Here is a 21722-nt window from a genome sequence, read left to right on the forward strand (position 1 = left end):
GTTACTCATCCACTGTAGGTGTTTGCTGAGAGTCAATAGGCTTAGAATTAAAAGGGAAAAGAGAAAAATGTTGCCCGGCAATTTTTACGCGCATTTTTTCATCACTTTGATTGATTTCAATATCGGTGTCACTTACCAGCTTTTGATATAAAAACAGCATTTCGTCGGCTTCAAGGTCGGGGTAGCTTTGCTCTAAAAAGGTCAATAATGGTTGTGGCTTTTTACGTTTAGCATTGAAGCGTTTTTTAAAGTTTGCTTTAACATTATTGTAATCTGGAATATTGGGCGTAACAAAAGCAGGCACATCTTGTTGATCTGGAAGTTCGTATTCACTGTGTTCAAACTCAACAAGTGCAGCCATATAAGCGACCATATGGCGCTGTTGCCCCAATGAGAACCGCTGCGTGTCGGAGACAAAATGTGGTTGTACGGCGCTGAGCATATTATCAACGCCATTTTTACGTACTAAACCAAGTACTTTAGCTGCTTGACGAGTGATCATATTATTACGGCGCAACTCTTCACGCAGTGGCATTAGCATATCGGCACTTTTACGCAGGCTTTCGCGACCAACTAAATGCATTTCTAAAATTCGGGTACGTAATCGTTCAAGCATGCGTTTATCTTGATAAGCTTTACCGCTGCGTTCAATATATTCGATTTGCGTACTGATTTGTGTTTCGATGGTATTAAAACAAGCATGAAAATCGCCACGAATATCGACCATTTCAAGCATTGGTTCAATGTATTCATCAAACGCTTCAATCACCGCTTGATAACGCTTTTGTAATGATTGCACCGCATTATTAGCTTTTGCTTGTTCAACAATATTTAAAATGGCATTTTCGTTGTGGGCAAATAGTTTCATTATTTTACGCACCCGATCATCCATAATGCGGCTAAAACGGCGCATCTCGTCGTAGTCTTCAATACTACCGGCATTGTCTAAACGGTTACCCAAACGGGCTAAATCTTCAACCAGCACGCTAATTTCTTGCGCCAAGCCTAAATGTTCTTCCTGCAATAAAAAAGTGGCAAAATCTGCAATTGCACGGTTAATTTCAAGTTGTGACGATTTAGCCAAGGGAATAATAATATCTTGGTTTAAAAGGCGGTTGGTTTCTTTGTAAATGCGCTCATTGGACCACGTTGGCTGTTTTTGTTTGATCGCATTTTGTACGTCTTTTAAGCTGAAATCAGCCATCTTAAAACGTTTAAATAGCAGTTCTAACATTCCCCAATGCTCTGTGAGGGTATTTAGTAACTTTTTAGCTGGGATCATAAAGCTCCAGTAACTCTAATTAATACTGTATAGCCTAGGTACAGACTATCAGCGATTTGTCTTATAAAGATGAATTTGCAATAGTTTTATACAGTCTTTGGTGCTAGACTGCGCGCCGTGTCGTCCTGCGGCTCATAACATACAATTTTTACATTTTTATAAAGGTTGTTCAAACACCATGGTATCTGCAATTATCCTAACCCTGATAACGCTAGCATTCGTGCTCATCGTTATAGAGGATATTATCCATGTAAACAAGGCCAAAACTACGCTTTTCTTTGGTACTTTATGCTGGATTATCTTATTTATCTCGCCGCTTCACGGGCAAAGCCCCGAAAACGTACAACATCAACTTGACCACAATATTTTAGAGATTGCCACACTCTGGTTGTTTTTAATGGCTGCAATGACCTTTGTAGCCTATTTGAACTCCAAAGGTTTTATCCAAAATATTGTGCATAAGATAATGCCCAGTGCTATTAGCGAACGCAAACTGATGTTTTTGATTGGCGGGTTCTCCTTCTTATTTTCGTCGATTTCAGACAATATCACAGCCACATTAATTTCCCTTGCGGTGGTGATGTCGTTAAAACTCGATCCGAAAAAGCTAATTAAATACGCTACGCTTATCATCTTTAGTGTGAACTCGGGCGGAGTGTCGTTAATTACCGGTGATGTTACTACCTTGATGATTTTCCTTGATGACAAAGTTACCATTGGTCACTTGCTATTGTTGGTTGTGCCTGCGTTATTTAGCGTGGCGCTATTGGCCATTATGCTGTCATTTGGACTCAACGGCCAAGTTGAGTTTACCAAACAAGAGGACCGCCGCATTGAGAAAACAGATATCACTATTGCAGTGATTTTCTTATCAACGATTGTTGGGACATTAACGTTAAGCGTGCTTTATCATGTGCCGCCTTTGTTAACTTTCTTATTTGGTTTGTCGTTGATGTTTTTAGTCGCGCAATTTTTAATGCGCAAAAAAGATGTGAATAAAAAAATCATCGATTACATTCGCGAAATAGAATACGACACTTTGCTGTTCTTCGTTGGCGTATTATTACTTGTAGGCGCCCTGAAAGAAGTCGGTATGCTCACTAAGTTCACTCATCTTTACGAGTTAATGCCAGCACAATACGCTAATTATTTAATGGGTATATTATCAGCTGCGGTTGACAACGTACCGCTAACGGCTGCGTTACTTAAAGCTGAAATAGTTATGAGTCCACAACAATGGTTGTCGTTTACGTATGCAACTGGGGTGGGGGGGTCCATGCTTATTATTGGCTCGGCTGCCGGTATTATCGCTATGAGTAAAGTAAAAGCGCTTACCTTTATGAGTTATTTACGTATGTCGGTGTATTTATTAATCGCTTATACAGTCGGTTATATGGGATCGTATTTAGCAGGTAGCTTTATTTAATTGCTTTTATTATTTAAAACAACTTGACAGCTAGACGTCTAAACGATAACTTTCAAAGCCCGCTTAATAGCGGGTTTTGTTATTTAATTGCTAATAATTTACGTAATTAATCTAACATTCAGAAGAGGTGCGGTACTTAGGTACTTAATGTGAGGCGACGTATGCCTGTGATCATTAAAGAGGGAAGTACTCGCCGAGGAAAGCAACTGGACGTCACAGTGGTTTTTCGGTTTATGGGGCTGAATCCTCAAAACTGTCACCAATTAGGTGGAGAGCTTCTGGCAGTGGACTTTTCTTATTGAGCACCCCCTTGCCAAGTTCTTCTTGTTTTATCGTGGTATGAATGCCACAAAAGGAGACGACATGAATACCCAATTAGCTGCAACTAACTTGCAACAGTCAGCACAAAATCAAAAATCAGACTACGTAGTCGCAAAGTTCGGTGGCACCAGTGTGGCTAACTTTGAAGCGATGAGCCGTTGCAGTGAAATTATTGTAGCCGATAACAACGTACGAGTAGTGGCCGTCAGTGCCAGCGCAGGAGTGACTAATCACCTTGTGACCTTATGTAAAAAAGATTTATCAGCAGATGAGCGCAATGAGAACATTGCTGGCGTTATTGCTATTCAAGACGCTATTTTAAATGAACTGTCGTTGGATGCTGATTTAGCTCATGGCTTTGATGAAACCATTAAAGCTTTTAAATCACTTGCCAGTGAGCCACTAAAATCAAAGCAACAACATGATGAGTTATTGAGCTTTGGTGAGCGTTTATCATCCTATTTATTTACTCAGGTACTGCGTTTAAATGGCTTAAATGCGGTGCGTTTTGATGTACGCCAAGTGCTTAAAACTGATAGCCAGTTTTCTAAAGCAACCCCAGATGTAACTGCAACAGCAATGGCCGCAAAAGAGCATTTAATTCCGTTATTAGCTGAACAGGTTATTGTAACTCAAGGCTTTATAGGCAGCGACGCACATGGTCAAACTACCACACTTGGTCGTGGTGGTTCAGATTACAGTGCGGCATTACTGGCCGAAGCTATAAACGCTAAAAGCGTGCACATTTGGACTGATGTCGTGGGCATTTTTAGCACCGATCCGCGCTTATGTGCTAAGGCTACGCCGATTGAGCGTTTAAGTTTTGATGAAGCGGCCGAAATGGCTACCTTTGGGGCGAAAGTATTACATCCGGCAACTATCTTACCTGCGAGCCGCAGCCATATTAGTGTGTTTGTTGGTTCTAGCCGTGAGCCTGAACGTGGTGGTACTTGGATCGAACGTGAGAAATCACAAATCCCCGGAATTCGTGCTGTCACGCAGCGTAAAAATCAAATATTGTTAACCTTAAAAAGCCCCGAAATGCTTTTAGCTAGTGGCTTTTTAGCCCACGTGTTTACAATTTTAAGTGAGTTTAATATCTCGGTTGATTTGGTAACTACCTCAGAGATAAGTGTTGCAATTACTTTAGATAATGCACCAAATGCCTCGCGTCCTGAGCTTGATCAAGAATGCCTTGATAAGTTAGCGGAGTTTTGCCACGTGTCGGTTGAGAACAATTTAACCTTAGTGGCATTAATTGGTTCACAAATTCAATTACGTCAGCAAGAAATTAACTTAATGAATGTATTAAGCGATTTTAATATTCGCTTAATTTGTCATGGCGCAAGTAAACATAACCTGTGCTTTTTAGTGGAGCAGAGCGAGTCAGACTTTGTTGTGCAAGCGATCCACAGCCGTTTATTAGAAGTTCAAAACGCCGCGTAATTGGGCGGTGAATTTACCACAGAGCACTGCCAGTCAGTGCTCTTGTCACTTACCACACTGATATCAAACTCATGATATTGACAACTCAGCGCTGTTAAATTTACCTCATCAAGATGATAAAAATGCTTAGCGAGCTTTGCAAATGGGCGCTTCAGGTTTATTTTTTCAATATCAAAACCAAATTCAATTCGTTCTACATTTAATGCAGCACCCACAAAACCATTAGAGTGGGATAAACAACTATGCAATTTGAACGGCTGCACGCTGTGTTTGGTGATAACGAGTTGCTGTTGAAAAAATAACGCAGGCATAAAATCCACAATTAAAGTGATAAAAGAACAAATATGTTTATATTTTGTGCGGTTGTGCGCTGGTTAATTAAGCCAAGGCAAATTTATTACTCTGTGAGAGTTAAATATGGTTTAATTCACAATAATGAAAATAATAACAGATTTGTAGATGTATGGCACAATTGCGTGATGGTTTTCAAAGCCGCCTTGGCTTTGTTTTAGCAGCTTCTGGCGCTGCAGTTGGATTAGGTAATATTTGGGGATTTCCCACGCAAGCGGCAAATCATGGCGGCGGCGCGTTTTTACTAGTCTATTTTATAGTTATCTTTTTTTTAGCCTTGCCAGCTTTATACACTGAGTTGTACTTAGGTCATAAAGCGCAAGCTAATCCGGTTAAAGCACTTAGACAAGCATGGCAAGAGCAAGCACCGCAAGTAGGCGCTGCTGCTGGTTATTTAGGTTTAGCCGGTGCGATTGTAATGCTGAGTTTTTACTCAATTGTCGCAGGTTGGATGCTTGCTTATGCCTTTGAACCCATTACTAGCTTTTTTGGATTTACCACCGTCAGTACGTTTTTACACACGGATTCGATGGCACGTAATTTTGTATTTACACCACTGATGCTGATCCTCACTGCGAGTATTATTCTCAAAGGTGTTAAATCTGGCATAGAAACATGGTCGCGACGGTTAATGCCGATGCTATTGGTGTTACTCGTTGTGCTAATTGCTTATATAGCCACGCTTGATGGCGCAAGTGAAGGCTTTGCTGCGTATTTAGTGCCAGACTTTAGCCAAATACTCGATCCAGGCTTAATTATTGCGGCAATGGGGCAGGCGTTCTTTTCACTGTCACTGGGTGTCGGTTGTATGATGATTTATGGCTCGTACTTGCAGCCTGATGCTAATTTGCCGCGGTTAACCGCGTCGGTAGCGTTACTTGATACAGGGGTTGCCTTTTTAGCGGGTTTATTAATTATTCCTGCAATTTACGTGGCGCAGCACAATGGCGTGCAAGTATTTAGTGGTGGAAAATTAGTGGGAGAAGGGCAACTAATTTTCGCAATTCTACCGCAGTTATTTAATACTATGGGCGAAATTGGCTTATTGGTTGGTTTACTGTTTTTTGTACTTATGTCGATTGCATCACTCACATCGACTATTTCATCAACTGAAATTCCAGTGGCTTTTTTAGTTGAAAACCATCAAGTAGAGCGTAAAAAAGCGACGTTTTTAGTGAGCTTAACGGTTTTAGCCGCGTCATCGTTGATTATTTTCAATTTTGATTGGCTATTTGGTTTAGTGATCATGGTACTGACTCAGTATCAATTACCGCTTATGGGCTTATTTTACTTTATCACTGTAGGGTGGTTGTGGCGCCGTGGTAATCAATTAAATGAGGCTGCAAGTGGCATGCGTTATTGGTTTGCTCAGTACATACGTTATGTGTGTCCGATACTGATGAGCGCCGTGTTCGCTAATGTCGCGTTTGGTTGATAATTTAGCTGTCAGTTTTTTAGTTTTAATTGTTAATACATAGTGTTATACCAATCGTTTTAAGTTACTGACCATTTAGCTCGCTCGCTAGAATGGTTAAATACTTAAGTCGATTGGTATTATATCCAAGGAGGAATTATGAACATAGATGTTAAAGTACCCACGCTTCCAGACTCAATACACACAGCAGATATCGCTAAACTTTATGTTAGTGAAGGCCAACTCGTTTATGCCGGTGATGTGTTATTTGATGTTGAAACTGAAAAGGTTGTTTTAGAAATAATGGCCGACTGCAGTGGCATTATTGAGAATATAACGATTGCAAATGGCGACCATGTTAATGTTGAACAGGTTGTAATGACTTTACAGCAGCTTGCAGACAGCGAACTGCCAGCAAGACCAACAGTAGATCAAACCCATGACAGTAAACCGTCAGTAAGCGGCTCAGCAGAAGAAGACGCTATTGCTTCACCATTATTTAGTAAACTAAATATAGGTTTAATTATTGCTCTAGCACTCGGCGCTTTAGCCATCCTTTTTGTGCTGGGTCAATAGCTAAGATGACCAATTATATAAACCACCCAAGATATGGCAGCGAGCCAATCCTCTCTGGTAATCGTTATACAAAGCAAGAAATCGATAATGCCTTTTGGTGGTATAAAAGTGTTCGCTACTTTCCTGAGACGGCAATCCCCGCAGTTATCGAAAAGCAATGTGACAGTTTATATCCAAGGCAACTCTATGTTGATATAGAAGAGCAATGTGTCGATTGCCATAGAGCGTTTATATTTTTTGCTAAAGAGCAGCAATATTGGTTTGAAGAATTAAAGTTTTGGATTGATGCACATGCGACAAAGTGCTTTGAATGCAGAAAGAAAACCCGTGCAATAAACCGGCTGCAAACTACCTATGCAAACTTAATCATTAAAGAGCATATAACGCTTGAGGAAACTCAATTGCTCAAGTCCAGCGCGCAGCAACTTTTTGAGTCAGGAGTTATTAAGAAGATTAATAAAATAAATGCTATCCGTAAAATGTAAGTAGACGTATTTAAGGGACCTATGTGATTACGTCTTAACTTGATTTGTCAGAACCGATAAATAGGACTCAATCAAGTCTGGCTGTCACAGATGTGCCAAAATCAGACCTTCAGGCGTAACTCGTTTCTGCCCCATTACAACCAAGTCTGACTGTTACAGATGTGCTATGAGCGTTAAGGCAGTAAGTCTGAAGTCAAGATGTAAAGAACAAAGATGAAAAAAGATGAAAGAACAAAGATGACACCCATCCTAAAGTTTGTATTTCCCCTGTTTTTTACTAGCTTTAAGTTAGTATGAAAAACAAATGAAAGAACAAAGATGACACCCATCCTAAAGTTTGTATTTCCCCTATTTTTTACTAGCTTTAAGTTAGTATGAAAAACAAATAGGGTGTTCCATGGCAATTGCAAGAAAGCGTCAAGTAAGTTTGATTGATACAAAGTACTATCATTGTATTTCACGCTGTGTACGCCGTGCTTTTTTATGCGGTGAAGACCGTTTTACAGGTCAGTCCTATGAGCACCGCAGAGGCTGGGTAGAAGATAAACTACTCGCCTTGGCTAAGGTGTTTTGCATTGATGTGTGTGCGTATGCAGTGATGAGTAACCACACGCATTTAGTACTGTATGTTGATGATAAAAAAGCCAATAGACTTAATGATAAAGCGATTGTTATTCGCTGGCATAAGCTGTGTAAAGGTACGTTATTGACGAAAAAGTATCTGCAAGGTGAAAAATTAAGTAAATCAGAGCTCATCTTTTTTAATCAAACGGTTGAGCAATATCGAGAGCGGTTATCCAGTATTAGCTGGTTTATGCGGTTGTTAAATGAAGATATTGCCCGCAGAGCCAATAAAGAAGATAACTGCACAGGCCGATTCTGGGAAGGTCGCTTTAAATCACAAGCTCTACTAGATGAAGCTGCACTTGCAGCCTGTATGGCCTATGTTGATTTAAACCCAATAAGAGCAAAAATAGCCAACACGCCAGAAGAATCAATCTATACCAGCGTACAAAAACGTATTGAAAGCGCATCAACAGGCAAGCAACCTAAAAAGCTATTACGTTTTGCAGGGATGCCACGTCAAAGAATGCCAAAAGGACTCCCGTTTGAGCTTAAATCGTACCTTGAACTTGTTGAATTAACGGGCTGTGTAATGCGAGAAGATAAGCGAGGATACATTGAAAACACATCCCTTCCTTTATTAGAGCGAGTCAATATTAGCCCAGAGAACTGGTTAAAACTCACAACGCAATTTACCCGCGTGTTCCATGGCGCTGTTGGAAGACCTTCGTCACATGAAAGCTATTGTGATAATTTAGGAAGGAAACGAAGAGCGAATATGAGTAACTGTGAAAAGTTACTTGCATGAGGATCAAACTACTCAGTAAAAATTTAAAACTGCATCATGCAGTAATTGTCATGCATGTAATTTAGGTTTAATAGTGACAATGACCCATTTAATGGATGAGGTGAAAGTAACCAAGTAGCAAAAGATATATTTTAGCCTAAAAGAGTAAATTTAGTGACACAGTTTTGCTTGTTCAATAAGAGTGGCTGTCTGCGTTAGTTGTGCGTTAGTTGTGCGTTAGTTTTTAGTTCGGTTCATGATGGGTGGTGTGGGGGCTGGAGGTTAGAGACCTCTGGCTACCCGATTAGCCGTCGATTAATTGACCAACGATGAACTGTACTCTTTCTTTAATTGATGCCTTTGGAACTTCAATTAAGTCATACCCGAACTTTGTATAGGCATTCATCATTTCATGATATGTCGCAAGGGCTTCATCAAAATCTTGCTTTCGCTCAGCATCATTTTCATAGATTTCTTCCCAAGGAGGGAAAATGAAAACTTTACGGCAATAACCCAATTCACGACATTTAACCAACAAAAGTTCCGAAATAGTTAGGCATTCAAGTTTACTGTACCCATACGAATCGATTATGCTCCGGTCGTAAAACGTAATTTCAGCATCACCAAAGTTCTCGTAATTGTTGATTTCTTCAAGAACCATTTCATCTCGGAATGCTGTCTTATCCAACCAAGGCAATGCACTACCTTCCGATTTTACTTGGGCTTGAATAACTTTACGCCCAACTTCTGGTGCACTTTGGTACCCCATATGACATAACAGCTCGATAACTGAGGTCTTACCTGAGCCAGGTCCACCTGTAAAAATAATTCGATTGTTCAAATAGAACTCCATAGACGGCTAACGGCCCACTCACCAGAATTTTTAGGAGCGAAGCGAGTAATTTATCCGCGTGCAGCGCTTTGTGTACGCCCGACATGGGTATTGACTTATGAGGTGAAAGTCCTCTGTAGGAAGATCACCGCTTAAATAACATGCTGTTATTAAACGATAGACACTCGCAAATGGCAAGGGCTAAATCGCGAGAGATAGTTTGGAGGAAGTCGCTAGCATTCTTTATAAAAGTAAGTGGGAGCTGATGAACAAAAACATCATATGAGGCATAAAAAATAGGGGTAAGATCACTTACTTTATAATACTTTGTCATGATTGTTCAGGTATTGGTATATGAGTAGTGTTGAGTAGTATTATGAAGCAACGAACCTGACCCCTATGTTTTCTTTGAAGCAACGAACCTGACCCCTATGTTTTCTGACCCCTATGTTTTTTTGAAGCAACGAACCTGACCCCTATGTTTTTTGGTTAAAAGTGTTAGAACAGATATTTGTTACTTCAGCTTATGCAACTTAACAGGCTTAAGCCAAGCTAACTTGGTTGATTTTTTCTGCCTTAGTTTTTAAACTTTTACCTAGCACCTAAATCAACCTCTTATTTAACTTCATTACTTAGTGGTTGGTTATTAGCGAACTCAAGTGCATTATTTACGGTGATTTGCGCAATTTCACTCAATGCTTCTTTGGTAAAAAAGCCTTGGTGGCCGGTGACCAGTACGTTTGGAAAACTTACCAAACGCGAAAACACATCGTCTTGCATAATTTCATCACTGCGGTCTTTAAAGAATAGTTCTGACTCTTGTTCGTACACATCCAGCCCTAAAAAACCCAATTTTTTAGTTTTAAGTGCGCCAATACAGGCTTTGCTATCAACTAATGCGCCGCGGGAAGTGTTTATAAGCATCACCCTTTGCTTCATTTTGGCAAAAGCGTGTTCGTTGATCATGTGATGAGTTTGCTCGGTTAACGGGCAGTGTAAAGAGATCACATCGCTTTGACTTAATAAAGTGTCTAGATCACAAATTGTATAATTGCCTGGTACTGCATATGGGTCGCAAACCAATACATTTGCACCAAAGCCATTGAGTATATTTACTAAAGCCAAGCCAATTTTTCCACAGCCAATGATACCAATGGTTTTCTTGAATAAGTTAAAGCCAAGCAAGCCATTTAAATCAAAATTATCTTCACGGATACGGTTATAGGCTTTGTGAGTTTTGCGATTGAGGGTAAGCATTAATGCCACACAGTGCTCTGCAACTGCCTCAGGACTGTAAGCGGGTACTCGGCATACTTTGATGTTATGGGCATGTGCCGCAGCTAGGTCAACGTTATTAAAGCCAGCGCAGCGTAATAAAATACATTTCACGCCGAATTGAGCAAGCTGATCAATAACCGTTTTATCAACGATATCGTTTACAAATACGCATACAGCATCAAAGCCTTGGCTGAGTATGGCACTTTTCGCATCAAGAGATTGCTCAAAATGGGTTAATTTGATGCGTGTTTGATTGTTTAAACAGGCATCAAAAGATGCATGTTCATATTTTTGCGAACTGAAAAGCGCTACCGTTAGTTGCATCATTAATATTACTCTCTATGACCTGTTTCAAGGTGTCGGGTTTAGTGCGCGGTGCATAACGTACCGCCAATTGTCCCTCAGAGTTTATTAGAAACTTGGTGAAATTCCATTTTATAGCACGATTTTGTGCAATTCCTCGGGTATGTGCTTTTAAATAGTTAAATAACGGGTGAGCATCAGGGCCGTTGACCATTACTTTACTAAACACAGGAAAACTAACATTAAACTGTTGTTGATAAAAGTCTTTAATATCAATGTTGTCTATTGGCTCATTGTAATCAAATTGATTACACGGAAATGCCAGCACAGTAAAACCATTCGCTTTATATTGTTGATATAGTTTTTCGAGTGCGCTTAACTGCACTGAAAAGTTACACTTACTGGCGGTATTGACGATTAAAATCGTTTTGCCTTGTAACTGACTTAAGGCAAAATTTTCGCCGTTATAAAGCGGAGCACTGAATTGATATATGCTATCCATAGGTTACCTACTTAATGTCGTCCATGAAGAAATTTAATGAAGACTTTTTCATTCGCTTTTTTACTGTTCGGTTGAGATAATCAAATTATCTTTTTAAGTTACCACTGAAATAGGTCAATTTTATGTCAATGAAAGTCGCATTTATCGGTTTAGGTGTAATGGGTTATCCAATGGCGGGTCATTTAGCAACTGCCGGTCATCAAGTAACCGTGTATAACCGTACCACAGCAAAAGCTCAGCAATGGGCAGAGAAATACGCAGGTCAGGTGGCATTAACGCCAGCAAAAGCCGCAGAACATGCAGATATCGTATTTATGTGTGTAGGTAACGATGATGATTTACGCTCAGTCGTTTATGGTGCTGACGGGGTGATTAAAGGTATGCAAGCAGGCACTATTTTAGTCGATCACACTACGACTTCAGCCGAAGTTGCGCGCGAAGTATCCGCTAATGCGGCACTAAAAGATATTACGTTTATTGATGCGCCAGTATCGGGTGGTCAAGCTGGCGCTGAAAATGGTGTATTAACAGTCATGGCTGGTGGCGACGCAGCAGTGTTTGCAAAAGTACAACCAGTTATGGCGGCATTTAGCCGTTTTAGCCAGTTACTTGGCGAAGTTGGCTCTGGGCAGTTGTGTAAGATGGTTAATCAAATTTGTATCGCGGGCGTTGTGCAAGGCTTGGCCGAGGGCTTACATTTTGCCAAACAAGCAGGCCTTGATGGCGAAAAAGTCATTGAGACGATTGCAAAAGGTGCGGCTGGTTCATGGCAAATGGAAAACCGTTACAAAACCATGTGGGCAGGTGAGTACGAATTTGGTTTTGCTGTTGATTGGATGCGTAAAGATTTAGGTATTGCGTTAGATGAAGCAAAAAATAATGGTGCCACTTTACCAATGACCGCGACGGTCGATCAGTACTACGCTGACGTACAAGCACTTGGTGGTGGGCGTTTTGACACATCAAGCCTGCTCGCCCGTATCGAAGCACTGCATAAAAAGTAATGTTAAAATTGTTACTAGGCGCCTTTAATCATATTGACTAAGGCGCTTCGTTTATTAAGCAGCTTACAGCTTCACGTTTTACATACTTTGCGCGTAGTTATAAAGCGCTTTTAAAATCGTTAAATTCTTTTCGTTATCATCGTGTTCATGGGCAAGGTTTTCAAGGGTGATCATAAAATCTTGTGCGCTGATCGAGGGTTGATCTTCACCATGCATTAATTTGTTTTGGCAATATTGACGCCACTGATCAAGTTCATCTTGAGTAAGTGATTGTGGCCAGTTACGGGCACGGTATTTAAACAATAAGTTATCAAACTTTTTATCTTCAAAATCAAGCTGCATTCCCGCTAATTGCTCAGGGCTGGCATCACGGATAATGGCAAATTTAGCTTTATCTGCGTTGCTGGTAAAACCATCATAGAGCATGTAATCAGTATTGGTGGTTTTGCCATAGTCGGGATTGTCGTTAAATACCTCGGTTACTTTATCGCGAAGGCTTGGGTTGGCTTTTAATATTGCTAAGTTCTTTAAGCATTGTTCACGGTCAATGCCTAAACGCGCGGCGTTTTCAGGTAATAAGGTTTTAGCAGGCGCTAAAATAGGGCATTTATTTAAATGTACCAGTTTTAAGCCAACCGGAAGTTCATCATCGGCAAGCTCACTGCGCTTGGTATAAAGGCGGGTGCGCAACTCTTCAATTGATAAATCGAGTAATACCTGTGGATCTTCGGTTAAGTTAAAACACACTACTGCATTTTTATTAGTTGGATGAAAGCTCATCGGGGCAATCCAACTGGTACAGCCTTGGGTAGCAGGAATACGTGATGAAGTATGCACTAGCGGCGTCATGTTAAATACATCAACTAACTCAGCTAAGGCTTTTTTACCGCGCAAACTAAAAAAGAAGTTATACAGTTTAGGCTGTTTTTCTTTTATTAGTTTAGCCAAAGCAATTGTTGCGGTTACATCAGATAACGCATCATGAGCCGCAGCGTGTTCAATGCCATTGGCAACGGTTAAATGCTCAAGTTTAAAACTTGGGCTATTGTCCTCTTTTAACGGCCATTCAATGCCTTCAGGGCGCAGTGCATAACACGCTCGCACTAAATCAATAATATCCCAGCGGCTATTGTTGTTTTTGTATTCATGTTCGTACGGGTCATAAAAGTTACGATAAAAGCTATAACGACTTACTTCGTCATCAAAACGAATGCTGTTATAACCAGCCACGCAGGTATTAGGCACACTAAATTCAGCATGAATTTTAGCAATAAAGTCAGCCTCAACTAAACCTTTTTGCATCGCCACTTGTGGAGTAATACCGGTGATCAAACATGCCTCAGGATGCGGTAAATAATCAGCCACAGGTTTGCAATATTCAATCAGCGGCTCACCAATAATATTTAAATCAAGATCGGTCCGAACACCCGCGAACTGGCTCGGCTTATCCTTTTGCGGACTCGCCCCCCAGGTCTCATAATCGTGCCAAAAAATAGTTGCTTGATTTTGCTCTTGATAAGCCATTTAAAAACCCTTTAAGTTAGCTTGAAACGGTTGCAATACCGCCAAGTTACTAAATTCATGAATTATTTAGATTATGGCATATGGGCGCAGGAGTTTATAGGTTTGGATGATGAAATGATGGTAATCATACTCTCGCAGGTAGCTTGGCTTGAGTGTTGCGAAACCTAATTAATCATTTAAAGAAAAGCCTGCTTAAAAACTCATAACTATGAATGCATTCAATTGTAGGTTGAGTTTTAGCCCGAAAAGTTTTACTGCGAGCTACAAGAGCATTATCGTAGGCGTTAAGCTTGCTGGCGCGTTTTTTGGTCGAGAAAATAAGGGTGAGTATCAGCGTTAAAATTTTTATAAATCAGTGCTCTAAATTAAAAGCAACATTTAAATTGTTGTTGAGCTTTTTGGCCCTATAAGTAGGAGTGTGCTTTAGCCACGAATGTAATTACTTACACGTCTCTTTCGAGACTTCGAAGCCCCATTCTTTATCTATGAAATCAATACCTGTCCTTCGGTTTTTTTATAAATTGTTAGAACTAAGGTTAATACATTAGTCTCGGAAAAAAAAGTCATATTAAGGTACGAGATGTAAGGGCTAAATTTCTTTAGCCCTTTATAATTACATTGCTAACAATGAACTGATCAGTTAGATTCGATGGCTATTCCTTGTTTTATCGGTGTACCAAATCAAGAAGTAGGATAATTATGTTTTCACAATTAGAACTTAGATTAATAAAAAGTACCCTCAAGAATCAGATTGAAAAAGAAACAGCAGAGCTAAAATTACTTGATGAAGATAGTGATGAATATATGGAAAAAGCTAATGACTTAATGGTACTTGATACATTAATTTCAAAAATTGATAAATCACAAAATTAAAGCTATAGGCGCTAGCTCCTAACTAGCGCTTTTATTACCTTTTCCCTTGTTCTCCCAAAACGCTCTAAACAATCGCATTAACTCAAGCGTTGAAACGACAATACCTACAATCACAAATTCAAAGTACCAGGGCGCGCCGTTATAGCCCATGACCTGCCAACCTTTGTGCATCTAAGGTTGCATAGCGGGGGTAAAGTGACACACAACAAGCAACCCAAAAAAGAATAAAATGATCACTTCATCCATCATGGTTTTGTTGCGGTTCTTCAGCACAAGTAGGTCATTATCAGCGTCGTTTTGCTCGCTTGCATACAGCTCCTTGCTTTGGCTTCAAACAGGGCAATTTTAAAGTTGTTTACAGCGCGGGCTACGTAAGACTATGACAAAGTGATTAGACTAAAGTTTATAGGTTAATTTTCTTCACCTATCGGGTTTAGTTTTATCGTTTGTCGACATTGAGCCAACACTCTAATGTTCAGTTGTCGGCAACGCAGACGACATGACACGACTCAAACCAAATAGGCAAATAGGAATATAATCATGAAACTATCACTCATCAAAACTATTGCACTTGGCTCATTACTAACTTGCTCAGCAGCTGCTATGGCTGGTGGCAGTGATTATAAATTAATGGTTATTGAAACGACTACGGCACCACAACCACTTGAGCTGTCGTTTAACAGCTGCGCGTTGAATGTTAAATCAAAAAATTATGCGCAAGCAGATGAAATTTGTACAAAAGCAATTGCATTGCTAAAGCAAAGTAATGGCCCACGTATGAAAGTGCGTGAACTAACGTCATTTGCATTAAGCAACCGTGGTGTGTCACGTATGATGGCAAACAATGATGCAGCTGGTCTTTCTGATTTATACGAAGCGGCACAAATTGCTGAAAGCTCAATGGTTTCTCATAACCTGATGCGTGCTAAAGAGCATAAATATTGCAGCGAGCTGACTCAGTCATGTTAATGTTGTCGTAAAATTAGCAATTGAAGAACACAAACCACGTTAGGCAAAGCTAACGTGGTTTTTACAAATAAAATGATGCTGTTTACTTTGCAGTAGCGACGAGTTTAACCCAGTCATAACTGATGATCCCAAGTAAGCCGATTTGTAACGATAGACCAGCGCTAACGGCTAAGGTACAGCTTTCGTTGCTGCCGCTTTTGTTTGACTGGCAATCATATTGCGTTTGCGTTACCGCGCCATCTGTTTTTACATATAGGCTGATATCTCCTTGGGTGCCAGTGGTGCTTAGTGTTACAGATGTTTTTCCTGTAGGAACCACGTAGCTGTATCTTTGCCAAGAATCAGGAAATCCATAGGCGCGAGAGGTAATAATTGTGTTGTCTCCCGCAGGTGGTGTGCTGCTTTCATAATCAGCTATGATAGTGACATCATTGTAACTGCTATAGGCTTTAAGCATAATGTAATAGCGTCCTTCTCCTTGGTTTACGCTACAGCTTTCTTCGTTACCGAATTTAAATGGGCGGCAATCATAGTCGGAAGTGGTGGGTTTAGCACCTTTCTTAACGTATAGATCTGCATCGCCATTACCACCTGATATGGTCATGGTAATATTACTGGCAGCAGCTGGCACATCAATAAAATAGATGCTTTCTTGGTTTTTTGCTGCATTTAGACCTGATAATACTTGGCCTTTATTTAGCTCAATGTCAGTTGACGTACCATCAGATACATTGACTAGTTGAGTTAGTGTATTGGTGTTGTTATTACTATCATGAACGGTGACAGATACGTCGTAGTTTCCAGCAGAAATAAAGGTATGCTGTACCGTTGCTCCGCTGTCTATTTGATCATCGCCAAAGTTCCAGCTGTAATTAGTGATTGTGCCCGAAGAGCTAGAACTTGTAGCATCAAAGTTACATTGCAATTGCTCACAATTGTATTCAAAACGGGCTGTAGGTGGAGGAGGGTTATTACCATCATTATCGCCAATAGGCACAGTACCATCAAAATAACTGGCCACTTGAGGCCAAATTTTACTTATTTTAGCTCCCTTGTTGTAGCAGCCCCCTAAGTGATGCAATGCAATAACACGATTGCTTGATGCAGCTACAACGGGTGAACCCGATGAGCCACCAATGGTGTCGCAATAATATCCTATATCGGTATTACTGCCACGGCCATTCGTTGAAGGTGCGTTAATTTGGCATAAACCATCATTGTCTTGATCTGATTCTATTGCTAGTTCTTTGGGATTGCCGGAACCATGTTGTGGAATATATATGTGCTCACTTTGTTGCGCGTTTCGTACATCTAGTCCTAAATAACCAAACTGCTCGATAGTGGCAAAGTCATTAACACTAAACAAAGTATAATCGAGTGTGTAATCGGTTTTAAAAAACTCATTACCAGTGACTTTTACGACGGTTTCTCTAGTTGTGCCATTACAGCTTTTATTTTGATAATTAAACCATACTTCCGTTGAGCTAAGTTCTGATGCGGTCTCAATACAATGATTATTAGTAAATAATTTATTATCACTGCCTACGCGCCAGCCCGTACATAAACTGCGCCCACCGATCACTAAGCGCGCAACAGGCCGGCTTCGGTCAAACTCTGTTGGATGGGAGTCAGCCCAGCATTGCACATCTTTTCGTTCGTTAACGCCACAGGTTGATAATGGTGCTGGTTCATCGCCATTATTTAACTCTGTATTCGCATTTATAGCATTTTCGGTGCCATAAAAATAACTATCAATAACGCCAAACTGGTTTTGTTGTTTACTGAATGTAGGCTCGGGGAAGTATTCAATGATAACGCTGTCATTGGAGATCGACATAGCTGAAAACGAATGTACCCCGTCATCACCTTTAACGTCATCAATTGTTGCTGCATTCATGTTGCCAATACTGTATTCGTAGCGTTCAGTGTTATCTTGGTTTCTGACGACTAGTTTTGCGTTACCACGGAGTTGCACTTGGCTAAAATGTACCTTTATATAATCAGCACCGGGATGATTGATCGTATGGCTGATTACTTGGTTTTGAATATTTAAAAATTGCTTAGAGAGCTTTAAATGAGTATCGGCTTGTGCACCAATTGTAGTTTTTTTTGCTGCTTGGTTGGCATGTTGCATAATAGTCAGTTCATCGACTTCAGCAATACCGTATTGGCCATAGATGGCAATGGCAATTAATGCTGCATATTTACATTTTTTCATTTTTATTTCCTATTATAGTTAATTTATCAACGGTGTGATGTAAAGCTAATGATTAATTGCATGTTTGATTCATAAAAATCTTGGCAAATAATCAACTACCTGATTGCTACAGCAAAATTTAGAGTGAATTTCGAACAATGCCAATAAATTGCGTAAAATATATAGCCCTTCCATTTGATGCAATAATGAGGATAAAGTTGAGTTTATTGTTATCAATATGAAAATAAAAAATGATAACTAACAATGAATGAGTTAGTTATATCTGTACTTTAATTGTTTTTATTTTGTGAATTAAATGTAAATGTAAGTGTGCAGTTTTATGTGTTTGAAACATGTTTAGTGAGTGTTATTTTTATAGTATTGGCTGCGCGGGTGCGTTTATTATAATAGCTTTTGGGGCTAAATTGGCGGGTGTTGATAAAGCTGCTTAAAAATTAAGGTGGCGGTAGTTTTAAATATGTGTGCTGCTAATGCATTATTGTAACTCTTTTTATTTAAAGAGTAACTGCCACACTTAGCTGTTTATCCTAAAATAATACGCGGTTAATAGCGATAGCGTTGCAGTTAACTCATCGCTATAATGGCTGGTGCTACATTACTCGTTATTTACAAGGTTCAGGAATGCGTTTTAGGGTAACTATTCGTGGCAGTAATAAGCCGATGATCACAACAAAAATGCCAATTAATTGTAGTTCGGTAATTGGTTGGCCCATCAAAAATGCTGTTAACATGGCAAATACAGGTACAAAGTTAAAAAATAACGATGCATTTGCTGAGCCAAGTTGGCGTATGCCATTAAGCCACAGCAGGTAGCCGGCAACAGTTCCAAACAAGCCAATATAAATAACATCGATAATACCTATCATTGAGCTATTAATGAGTTCGCTGAATGGGTGTACATTGGCGGTCATTAAACACATTAAGCCAATGATTGTTGCACCACTTAACATACTAACAAACGTATAAGGCAACACAGGCATGTACTGGTTGATCCCTTGACTAAAGTAAGTGTATGAACTCCAAGCTAACATACCTAAAAAGATCATTTTGTCGCCGTCATTGATTTGCATATTCAAAAGCAGGGCTAAGTCGCCATTGGTGATAACTAATAATACACCTGATAGGCTAACGATTAAGCTAAAACATTGCGCTGCACTAGGCATTGAGCGCTTTGCAACTGAGCTTATTAATGAGGTTGCAAGTGGACTCAGCGCCATTATTAACGAGCCATTTGCGGCACTGGTATGTTCCAGCCCAGTAAATAAACCGAGGTTTAAGCCACCTACGCCAACAGCACTAACAATAATCACCCAAGCCCATTGCTTGAACGTTAAAGTCGGTTTTGCACTGTTAATTATTTTTAAGTAGATAGCCAAGCAGATTGCGGCAATACTAAAACGCCAAAATACTAAAGTAAGTGCGTGTACTTGATTTAATGCATGTTTACCAATAGGAAAACAACTTCCCCAAAAAAATGCACATAATAACAGCAGTAAAATAGCTTTTGTGTTGGCCGAGAAGTTCATCAGCAATATCCAGAGATGTTGAAAAGTTGCGGCAAGTGTATTACTTTCCATAATGTGGATAAACAAGCAAAAATAAGAGAGTAGATTTCAAAAATGAAATATAGATATTCACTAGATGATTTACGTTATTTTTGTATTGTTGCCCATTTAAAAAGTTTTAAAGACGCTGCACTGGCTTTATCTGTACCACTATCAACATTGAGCCGTCGTATTCGACAACTTGAAGATGATCTACAGCTTAGATTGCTAAACCGCGATGCTCATCGTGTATCGCTGACTCATATGGGTGAGCTGTATTACCAACGTTCGAGTGCATTGTTTGCTGAGTTAGATAGCATTAATGATGATCTCCATATCGAGAAGAATCAACCTAAAGGCAAGATCATAATAAGTGCACCGATTAATGCTGGATCGCAATTTTTAAGTGATATTTTTTATAATTTTTTACTGCAATATCCTGAGATCCAACTAGATATTAGGCTCTCGAATACTTTAATTGATATTGAAGCGCAAGCAATGGATGTGGTGTTTAGGGTGGGTAATACGGTGGTTGATAATTGGATTGCGAGGCCACTCAAAGATATTCATTTTATTTTGTGCAGTCATTCGCAGACGGTGGCCGCCAGTGTTAAGCATCCCACTGATTTATGTGCAAAAAGCGCTGTGATTTGCCAGCCGATGTCTATTTGGCAGTTAGTAAATAAACAAAATGATGACGCTTATGATTTTCAACCCAGTAAGGGCATTCGTTTAGAGCTTGATGAAATACAAATGCTCACACACGCGGTTAAAAAAGGCTTGGGGATTGGTTATATTCCTGATTATTATGCATTACCAATGATAGCTCAAGGTGAGCTTCAGCATGTTTTGCCTGATTGGCAAAGCAAGGCACGCACTTTATTTATGTTATATCGGGATCGTGACCATTTACCATTGCGTGTCAGGTTATTCATCGAATATGTGGTCGACCGATTTGAGCAAATTTAAGTCGCTGTGTATTTATTAAAAAGAGATATTCAAAAGGGATATTAAATATGCAAACCAATTTAGTGGTTGAACAGTTTGATCAGCAAGGGTTTGTATTAATTAAACGGGTGCTTAAACCAAGTACACTAGTAAAGCTGCAGCACTCTTGTGATGAGTTGGTTGCTTATGCAAAGTCACAATATCTAGCCGGTTCACCATTTGATAATATTGCTGTTATGCAAGCTGCAGATGAGCCCTTTGTTTATCGTATTAATAAACTTTTTCAGTTTCAGCCGCAATTTGCTTATTTGTTAGCGCAAAGCGAATTAATGAGTTACGTCGAAGCGATTATCGGCGAAGCTATATTACCTAGCTATGAGTCACTTGTGATTAAAAACTCTTTAGATGAACGCGGGTTTGATTGGCACCGCGATATGGCGGTGAGAACTCAAGAGCCTATTGTTACCGTTGGGGTATATTTAGATGATGCAATAGCGCAGCAAGGGGCATTAGCCGTGATCCCGCAATCTCATTGTAGTCAAGCAAGTGTGTGTGATTTAAAGCGCCAATTATCTAATGATCAATTAAAGAGTGTGGATGTTACGGCCAATGCTGGTGACGTGGTAATTCATCATATAAACACAGTTCATGCATCGGGTAGACAAGAAGGGTCTGCGATACGAAGAACGATCTACTTTGAGTTCAGAGCTGTGTCACATTTTATGGATAATTTGGGCTTTCCCAGTGAGTGGATTGAAAAGCGCCAAGCATTGATGGCTCATCTAAACGCGCTTAATTCAGACCACATACCAAATAATTTACAGTTACCCAATGATTTTTATGCAACTCAAGTACAAATAGAATCAGCAGAATATTGTATTGACTTTGCCAGTTAACTGTATCACCAAAGGTAACTCATGGTGTTCAACAGAAGAGTTTAGCGTTTCGATATCTGATAGATTTTTACGTCATATTTAGCCACGTATGTCAAAGAACCTAATAATACGCATGCAAGAAAGGTGAAAATAACGGATAGGTCGGTTATGTTAATTTACTAGATAGATAGAAAGCTAAT

At 39.8% G+C, this 21722-nt stretch carries 18 protein-coding genes, 1 pseudogene and 1 riboswitch; of the genes and pseudogenes, 11 read left to right on the forward strand and 8 right to left on the reverse strand.

The window, feature by feature from the left end; translation table 11 throughout:
• Position 1 precedes the first annotated feature (1 nt).
• On the reverse strand, positions 2-1282 hold the full coding sequence (locus J7338_RS07235) for a hypothetical protein (protein WP_210796421.1): 1281 nt from the start codon (positions 1280-1282) through the stop codon (positions 2-4).
• A 178-nt stretch (positions 1283-1460) separates the two neighbouring features.
• Here J7338_RS07235 and nhaD point away from each other — a divergent pair, with 178 nt between their 5' ends.
• Positions 1461-2708, forward strand: a complete 1248-nt coding sequence (gene nhaD / locus J7338_RS07240; RefSeq protein WP_210796422.1) for a sodium:proton antiporter NhaD — start codon at positions 1461-1463, stop codon at positions 2706-2708.
• Between the two features lie 114 nt (positions 2709-2822).
• A riboswitch (Lysine riboswitch) is annotated at positions 2823-2994 on the forward strand.
• Between the two features lie 77 nt (positions 2995-3071).
• A complete protein-coding gene (gene lysC, locus J7338_RS07245; RefSeq protein WP_210796423.1) occupies positions 3072-4475 on the forward strand; it encodes a lysine-sensitive aspartokinase 3 in 1404 nt (467 codons plus the stop codon).
• Here lysC and J7338_RS07250 read toward each other — a convergent pair.
• Positions 4460-4723: pseudogene (locus tag J7338_RS07250) on the reverse strand (4'-phosphopantetheinyl transferase family protein); the annotation flags it as partial. The gene lysC and the pseudogene J7338_RS07250 sit on opposite strands and share 16 nt — an antisense overlap.
• A gap of 215 nt (positions 4724-4938) precedes the next feature.
• Between J7338_RS07250 and J7338_RS07255 the strand changes: the two are divergent.
• From J7338_RS07255 to J7338_RS07270, 4 genes are all read left to right on the forward strand, one after another.
• Positions 4939-6261 (forward strand): sodium-dependent transporter, encoded by a 1323-nt coding sequence (locus J7338_RS07255; RefSeq protein ID WP_210796425.1) that lies wholly within the window; start codon positions 4939-4941, stop codon positions 6259-6261.
• 138 nt (positions 6262-6399) lie between these two features.
• The gene (locus J7338_RS07260; RefSeq protein ID WP_210796426.1) at positions 6400-6816 is read left to right on the forward strand and encodes a biotin/lipoyl-containing protein; all 417 of its coding nucleotides are present in this window, start codon (positions 6400-6402) and stop codon (positions 6814-6816) included.
• A 5-nt stretch (positions 6817-6821) separates the two neighbouring features.
• Positions 6822-7301, forward strand: a complete 480-nt coding sequence (locus tag J7338_RS07265) for a zinc-ribbon domain containing protein (protein WP_210796427.1) — start codon at positions 6822-6824, stop codon at positions 7299-7301.
• Positions 7302-7698: 397 nt separating this feature from the next.
• The gene (locus tag J7338_RS07270) at positions 7699-8673 is read left to right on the forward strand and encodes a transposase (protein WP_210796428.1); all 975 of its coding nucleotides are present in this window, start codon (positions 7699-7701) and stop codon (positions 8671-8673) included.
• Between the two features lie 283 nt (positions 8674-8956).
• On the opposite strand, the gene J7338_RS07275 is transcribed toward J7338_RS07270, so the two are convergent.
• From J7338_RS07275 to J7338_RS07285, 3 genes are all read right to left on the reverse strand, one after another.
• Positions 8957-9493 (reverse strand): AAA family ATPase, encoded by a 537-nt coding sequence (locus J7338_RS07275; RefSeq protein WP_210796429.1) that lies wholly within the window; start codon positions 9491-9493, stop codon positions 8957-8959.
• Positions 9494-10099: 606 nt separating this feature from the next.
• Entirely contained in the window at positions 10100-11086 is a 987-nt protein-coding gene (locus J7338_RS07280; RefSeq protein ID WP_210796527.1) for a 2-hydroxyacid dehydrogenase, read from the reverse strand.
• On the reverse strand, positions 11046-11567 hold the full coding sequence (locus J7338_RS07285; protein ID WP_210796430.1) for a glutathione peroxidase: 522 nt from the start codon (positions 11565-11567) through the stop codon (positions 11046-11048). The genes J7338_RS07280 and J7338_RS07285 overlap by 41 nt, the downstream gene beginning before the upstream one ends.
• Before the next feature lie 122 nt (positions 11568-11689).
• Between J7338_RS07285 and J7338_RS07290 the strand changes: the two genes are divergently transcribed.
• Positions 11690-12571 carry an NAD(P)-dependent oxidoreductase gene (locus J7338_RS07290; protein WP_210796431.1) on the forward strand — a complete coding sequence of 294 codons (882 nt, stop codon included), beginning with the start codon at positions 11690-11692 and terminating at the stop codon, positions 12569-12571.
• Positions 12572-12649: 78 nt separating this feature from the next.
• Here the strand turns inward: J7338_RS07290 and sbcB are convergent, their stop codons facing one another.
• Complete coding sequence (gene sbcB / locus J7338_RS07295; RefSeq protein ID WP_210796432.1) at positions 12650-14095, reverse strand: exodeoxyribonuclease I; 1446 nt, start codon at positions 14093-14095, stop codon at positions 12650-12652.
• 699 nt (positions 14096-14794) lie between these two features.
• Between sbcB and J7338_RS07300 the strand changes: the two genes are divergently transcribed.
• Complete coding sequence (locus tag J7338_RS07300) at positions 14795-14968, forward strand: hypothetical protein (RefSeq protein ID WP_210796433.1); 174 nt, start codon at positions 14795-14797, stop codon at positions 14966-14968.
• Between the two features lie 540 nt (positions 14969-15508).
• On the forward strand, positions 15509-15937 hold the full coding sequence (locus J7338_RS07305) for a hypothetical protein (protein ID WP_210796434.1): 429 nt from the start codon (positions 15509-15511) through the stop codon (positions 15935-15937).
• Positions 15938-16019: 82 nt separating this feature from the next.
• Here J7338_RS07305 and J7338_RS07310 read toward each other — a convergent pair whose 3' ends face one another.
• Positions 16020-18155 carry a pre-peptidase C-terminal domain-containing protein gene (locus tag J7338_RS07310; RefSeq protein WP_210796435.1) on the reverse strand — a complete coding sequence of 712 codons (2136 nt, stop codon included), beginning with the start codon at positions 18153-18155 and terminating at the stop codon, positions 16020-16022.
• A gap of 602 nt (positions 18156-18757) precedes the next feature.
• Positions 18758-19681, reverse strand: coding sequence for a DMT family transporter (locus tag J7338_RS07315; RefSeq protein ID WP_210796436.1), 924 nt, complete (start codon positions 19679-19681; stop codon positions 18758-18760).
• Between the two features lie 93 nt (positions 19682-19774).
• Here J7338_RS07315 and J7338_RS07320 point away from each other — a divergent pair, with 93 nt between their 5' ends.
• Together J7338_RS07320 and J7338_RS07325 are read left to right on the forward strand one after the other, a co-directional pair.
• On the forward strand, positions 19775-20668 hold the full coding sequence (locus J7338_RS07320) for a LysR family transcriptional regulator (protein WP_210796437.1): 894 nt from the start codon (positions 19775-19777) through the stop codon (positions 20666-20668).
• Positions 20669-20715: 47 nt separating this feature from the next.
• Entirely contained in the window at positions 20716-21543 is an 828-nt protein-coding gene (locus tag J7338_RS07325; RefSeq protein WP_210796438.1) for a phytanoyl-CoA dioxygenase family protein, read from the forward strand.
• Positions 21544-21722 lie beyond the last annotated feature (179 nt).

The organism is Pseudoalteromonas ostreae (genome assembly GCF_018069805.1).
Taxonomy (GTDB): domain Bacteria; phylum Pseudomonadota; class Gammaproteobacteria; order Enterobacterales; family Alteromonadaceae; genus Pseudoalteromonas; species Pseudoalteromonas ostreae.

Coding starts and splice junctions, on each gene's coding strand:
- J7338_RS07235 (WP_210796421.1), bottom strand. CDS start 1,282: ATGATCCCAGCTAAAAAGTTACTAAATACCCTCACAGAGCATTGGGGA.
- nhaD (WP_210796422.1), top strand. CDS start 1,461: ATGGTATCTGCAATTATCCTAACCCTGATAACGCTAGCATTCGTGCTC.
- lysC (WP_210796423.1), top strand. CDS start 3,072: ATGAATACCCAATTAGCTGCAACTAACTTGCAACAGTCAGCACAAAAT.
- J7338_RS07255 (WP_210796425.1), top strand. CDS start 4,939: ATGGCACAATTGCGTGATGGTTTTCAAAGCCGCCTTGGCTTTGTTTTA.
- J7338_RS07260 (WP_210796426.1), top strand. CDS start 6,400: ATGAACATAGATGTTAAAGTACCCACGCTTCCAGACTCAATACACACA.
- J7338_RS07265 (WP_210796427.1), top strand. CDS start 6,822: ATGACCAATTATATAAACCACCCAAGATATGGCAGCGAGCCAATCCTC.
- J7338_RS07270 (WP_210796428.1), top strand. CDS start 7,699: ATGGCAATTGCAAGAAAGCGTCAAGTAAGTTTGATTGATACAAAGTAC.
- J7338_RS07280 (WP_210796527.1), bottom strand. CDS start 11,086: ATGCAACTAACGGTAGCGCTTTTCAGTTCGCAAAAATATGAACATGCA.
- J7338_RS07285 (WP_210796430.1), bottom strand. CDS start 11,567: ATGGATAGCATATATCAATTCAGTGCTCCGCTTTATAACGGCGAAAAT.
- J7338_RS07290 (WP_210796431.1), top strand. CDS start 11,690: ATGTCAATGAAAGTCGCATTTATCGGTTTAGGTGTAATGGGTTATCCA.
- sbcB (WP_210796432.1), bottom strand. CDS start 14,095: ATGGCTTATCAAGAGCAAAATCAAGCAACTATTTTTTGGCACGATTAT.
- J7338_RS07300 (WP_210796433.1), top strand. CDS start 14,795: ATGTTTTCACAATTAGAACTTAGATTAATAAAAAGTACCCTCAAGAAT.
- J7338_RS07305 (WP_210796434.1), top strand. CDS start 15,509: ATGAAACTATCACTCATCAAAACTATTGCACTTGGCTCATTACTAACT.
- J7338_RS07310 (WP_210796435.1), bottom strand. CDS start 18,155: ATGAAAAAATGTAAATATGCAGCATTAATTGCCATTGCCATCTATGGC.
- J7338_RS07315 (WP_210796436.1), bottom strand. CDS start 19,681: ATGAACTTCTCGGCCAACACAAAAGCTATTTTACTGCTGTTATTATGT.
- J7338_RS07320 (WP_210796437.1), top strand. CDS start 19,775: ATGAAATATAGATATTCACTAGATGATTTACGTTATTTTTGTATTGTT.
- J7338_RS07325 (WP_210796438.1), top strand. CDS start 20,716: ATGCAAACCAATTTAGTGGTTGAACAGTTTGATCAGCAAGGGTTTGTA.